This is a genomic window from Chitinophaga sp. (assembly GCF_036566945.1).
Classification (GTDB): Bacteria; Bacteroidota; Bacteroidia; order Chitinophagales; family Chitinophagaceae; genus Chitinophaga.
This window is the reverse complement of the sequence record NZ_DATCVJ010000632.1, coordinates 1-4,638: the sequence shown is the minus strand read 5'-3', so window position 1 is coordinate 4,638 and position 4,638 is coordinate 1. Positions and strand designations below refer to the sequence as shown.

4 protein-coding genes are annotated in these 4,638 nt (G+C 48.4%); all 4 read left to right on the top strand.

Features of this window, described 5'->3' with window-relative positions; all coding sequences use genetic code 11:
- On the top strand, positions 1-939 hold a 939-nt coding region (locus tag VIP81_RS19435), incomplete at its 5' end, for an ABC transporter permease (protein WP_331964909.1).
- On the top strand, positions 932-2,107 hold the full coding sequence (locus VIP81_RS19430) for an ABC transporter permease (protein ID WP_331964906.1): 1,176 nt from the start codon (positions 932-934) through the stop codon (positions 2,105-2,107). The genes VIP81_RS19435 and VIP81_RS19430, both read left to right, overlap by 8 nt.
- Before the next feature lie 3 nt (positions 2,108-2,110).
- Entirely contained in the window at positions 2,111-3,481 is a 1,371-nt protein-coding gene (locus tag VIP81_RS19425) for an exonuclease domain-containing protein (RefSeq protein WP_331964903.1), read from the top strand.
- Positions 3,482-3,607: 126 nt separating this feature from the next.
- On the top strand, positions 3,608-4,537 hold the full coding sequence (locus VIP81_RS19420; protein ID WP_331964900.1) for a phosphoribosylaminoimidazolesuccinocarboxamide synthase: 930 nt from the start codon (positions 3,608-3,610) through the stop codon (positions 4,535-4,537).
- The last annotated feature ends 101 nt before the right edge of the window (positions 4,538-4,638 follow it).

Here is a 4,638-nt window from a genome sequence, read left to right as displayed (position 1 = left end):
ACGCAGCAGGTACATAATGAAGCCACCCTGCAGGAAATGATGCAGCGTGGTGTTATTCAGGGAGCCATTCACTTTCCGGCCCGGATGGATGACCACATCAAGAGCCGGCAGCCCGTGTACATTACTTTATATACCAACACGGCCGCTGTGGTGACGGGGAAACTGATCTATAAAGATGCCGCCAAAGTATTGATCACCGCGGGTTCCGGGGTAACGCTGCAAAAGTTTATGAAAACGGGTATGCCGGCGGGCAAGGCCATGGCGCTGGTGCAACCTATCAAACTAACTTCTTACCTGCTCTATAATCCGCAATTCAGCTACCTGCAATACCTGGTGCCCGGTCTTATTGTGGTAGCACTGCAAATGATGATCATCATGGTAACAGTACTGGCCATTAACCTGGAAGGTCAAAGAGGTACGCTGGGGGAGCTGAAGGTGGCGGCAAATGGTTCCGCTTCCAATATTCTGTTAGGCAAGGGACTTGCCTTTCTAAGCGTAGGCTGGTTGCACTATATCCTGGTCACCTGTATCGTATATCCTGTCTTTGCCGCTGGCCACATCGGTGGGTCCTGGGCGCTGTTTACCATCTTTACCCTGCTCATGATGGGCTGCATCAGCATCGGGTTTATGGTGTCGGCTATTGTGAGCGACGTAATGGTGTCCTGCGATCTGGGGCTGTTCTATACCTCCCCGGCTTTTGTATTCAGCGGCTTCACTTTTCCCCGCTGGGCCATGCCCTGGTACGATCAGTACTACGCCTGGCTGATGCCCTTTACACCTTTCCTGGATGGATTTTTTAAAGTATACTTTATGGAATTGCCATTGCATTATGTGCATAAGGAAATAGGGCAGTTGCTGGTCTATATTATTGTCACTTTTCCGGTGGCGCTGTTGTTTCTGCAGCGCAGGCTGAATAAACTCCAATGGCAGCATGCTTGATTTTTTTCGTCATATCGTCCGGTTGTTCCTGCGGGAAGTAAAGCTGGTGGCTAAAGACCATAGTCTGCTACTCACCTTGCTGATAGCACCCCTCTTATATGCCTTTTTCTATGGCAGTATCTATAGTTATAAGGTAGAAGAAAAAGTATTGCTGGCCGTAGCCGATGATGATAAAAGTGAATTGTCCCGGACGTTCCTGCAGCAGCTGGCTAAGATGCAGATAGTAGAAGTAGTGGGAGCAGTAGATTTAAAAGATGCGCAGGAGAAAATGTATTACGGTGAATGCCAGGGCTATCTCTACATCCCCGGTGGCGTGCAGAAAAATGTACTGGCCCTGCAACAAGGGGATATGGTGCTGGCGGTGAATGCGGCGCGCTTCCTGCCTTCCAGCGAAGTGGCCGGCGCCATCACCACACTGGCGCTCACAGTAGGGGCAGGGGTACGACTAAAATACAATGAAATGCAGGGCCTGAATTCACAAATGGCTATGCGCGAAACACAGCCCGTGAACCTGGACTACCGGCCTATGTATAATTCCCGGTCCAGTTACGGCGCCTTCCTGTTGCCCGGTTTGCTGGCGCTCATCTTGCAACAGACATTATTAATCGGCCTCGCGGAAAGCATGGCGCTGGACAAGGAAAAATTAAGTGTTCCGGAAATGGTGCGTGTGGCCGGGGGAAGTCTGTCGGCCACCCTCTGGGGGAAAGGATTGTTTTACCTGATCCTTTTTTGCTGTTACGCTTTCTTCTTTATGACGGTGAACTATACCACGCTGAACATTCCTTTCCGTGGGCACGCATTCGATGTGGCCGTTGTTTTTCTCATCTTCTTTTTAACACTCATACCACTGGGTATATGGTTAGGCACTATGTTTCCCGGTCAGCTGATGGCGGCGCAGCTGATGGTCTTTTCTACCTACCCGGTATTTCTCATCGCGGGCTATGCCTGGCCGTACGAATCATTGCCGGTGCCCTTGCAATGGGTATCATCTATGGTACCCACTACACCCTTCCTCCGGGCATACCAGTCTATTGTGCAAACGGGAGGTACCCTGGCCAGTAATATGCCGTCTGTGCTGCATTTGCTGGGGCTAACTGCTTTTTATACCTTGCTGGCACTGCTTGGATTAAGGCGTTTGAATAAGCAACAACAATCCCTATCTTTGTAACGGATGTATGCAATTGTAGATATTGAAACGACAGGCGGCCATGCCAGCGCCAATGGCATTACGGAAATCGCCGTTTTCTTGTATGATGGGAAGGAAATCACGCAGCATTACCAATCCCTGGTAAACCCCGGTATCCCCATTCCTTATTACATAGAATCATTAACGGGTATCAGTAATAGTATGGTAGCGGAAGCACCGCCCTTTGAGGCGATTGCCCCCCTTTTATATGATTTGCTGAAGGACCGGATCTTTGTGGCCCATAACGTAAACTTCGATTACTCCTTTATAAAGCACCAGCTGGGCAATGCAGGCTACGACCTGCAATGTAAAAAGCTGTGTACGGTACGACTGGGACGTAAAATATTTCCCGGCCTGAAATCCTATAGTCTCGGTAACATCTGCCGGCACTTTAGTATTCCGGTCAACGGCCGTCACCGGGCAGGTGGCGATGCGGAAGCCACCACACAGCTTTTTGGACTGATGCTGGCCAACGACAAAGAGAAAGTGATTGCCGCCGCCTTAAAGGTGGGATCCAAGGAACAATTCCTGCCGCCTAACCTGCCACCCGAACAGGTAAAGTCACTGCCAGACCGGCCCGGCGTATACTACTTTCACGACCAGAAAGGAAAGATTGTATATGTAGGCAAGGCGAAGGACCTGAAGAAGCGCGTCAATAGCCATTTTACAGGTAACAGCACCAGCCGGCAAAGACAAAATTTTTTGCGTACCATTCATAGTATTACCCACCAGGAAACTGCTACTGAGCTGATGGCTTGTATATTGGAGTCGGTAGAGATCAAGCGCCTGTGGCCTATTTTCAACTACTCCCAGAAGCGGGTGGAGTTCAGATACGGATTCTATCTGTTCGAAGACCAGCAGGGTTACCTGAGACTGGCGATAGAAAAGAAACGGAAGTACTCGCATCCGGTACACAGCTTTAACCTGCTGATAGACGGACACCGGTTGCTACGCTCGCTCATAAAAGAGTTTGAGCTGTGCCCCAAACTGTGTTTCCTCCAAAAAGGCGATGGTACCTGTGCCGGCATCACCGCGGCTACCTGCAAAGGCGCCTGTGAAAAGGCCGAGGCCCCGGCAACATATAATGAACGCATGAAAGCCGCCATCGCTTTCTTACAGGAACAACAACCTTCTGTGATCATTGTAGATAAAGGGCGGCATAGCGATGAGAAAAGCTGTATCCTCATGGAGAAGGGCCGCTTTTATGGTATGGGCTACGTGCCGGCAAACGTGAATACCACCGAGGTGGAACACTTCCGGGAATACCTGACTCCATACGCCGAGAATGAAGTGATCATTGGTCTGCTTCGCCCATACGCCAGCAATAGCCGGCAATTGGCAGGACTGGGAGGTTAGCCGAACACCCGTTTAATCCTGATTCAGAAAAAAAATAGCGCATTCGCAAATAATCATGTGATTCCTGATTACTTTTGCAACTCGTAAGCGTGATTTTCATCTTTAATTATTAATATTTTTTTATTCATGTTAGAGTCAAGTTTCAAATTGCCAGGTCAAACTGCCTTTTACAAAGGAAAAGTACGCGATGTTTACACCATTGAAGACAGGCTGATGGTAATGGTAGTAAGTGATCGTATCTCTGCATTTGACGTAGTATTGCCCCGCCCGATTCCTTTCAAAGGTCAGGTATTGAATCAGGTAGCTGCCATTATGCTGGAAGCTACTAAGGACATCGTTCCTAACTGGGTGAAGTCTTCCCCGTTACCGAATGTAACGATCGGTCTGAAATGTGAAACTTTCCCAGTGGAAATGGTGGTACGTGGTAACCTTACCGGCCATGCCTGGAGAACTTACAAATCCGGTGAGCGTGTACTGTGTGGTGTTACAATGCCGGAAGGCCTGAAGGAAAATGATTTCTTCCCAACACCTATCATTACGCCAACCACCAAAGCGCACGAAGGACATGATGAAGATATTTCCCGTGAGGAGATTATCAAGTCAGGACTGGTGAGTGAAAAAGAATACGAACAACTGGAAAAGTATACCCTTGCGCTGTTTGAAAGAGGTAAGGAAATGGCGAAAGCACGTGGACTGATCCTGGTAGATACCAAATATGAATTCGGAAAAATCGGCGATACCATCTACGTAATTGACGAAATTCATACACCAGATTCTTCCCGTTACTTCTATGCAGAAGGCTACGAAGAAAACCAGAAAACCGGCACCCAGCAGAAACAGCTCAGCAAAGAGTTTGTTCGCGAGTGGCTGATGGCAAATGGTTTCCAGGGTAAAGACGGACAACAGGTACCGGAAATGACAGATGAATTTGTAAACAGCGTAAGTGAGCGTTACATTGAACTGTTTGAAAATATCACCGGTCAGAAATTTGTGAAGGAAGAAGTGGCGGCTGCGGATGCAGAATCCAGAATAATAGCTGCACTGAAAAGTTTATAATCATTTGAATCGCTCCGGTGTTGCGTGAATGCCGGAGCGATTTTATCCCTTATGTGCACGATGAAATTACAATTACTCTCCGCAGCAGTTTGTTTGTTAAG

Coding starts and splice junctions, on each gene's coding strand:
- VIP81_RS19425 (WP_331964903.1), top strand. CDS start 2,111: ATGTATGCAATTGTAGATATTGAAACGACAGGCGGCCATGCCAGCGCC.
- VIP81_RS19430 (WP_331964906.1), top strand. CDS start 932: ATGCTTGATTTTTTTCGTCATATCGTCCGGTTGTTCCTGCGGGAAGTA.
- VIP81_RS19420 (WP_331964900.1), top strand. CDS start 3,608: ATGTTAGAGTCAAGTTTCAAATTGCCAGGTCAAACTGCCTTTTACAAA.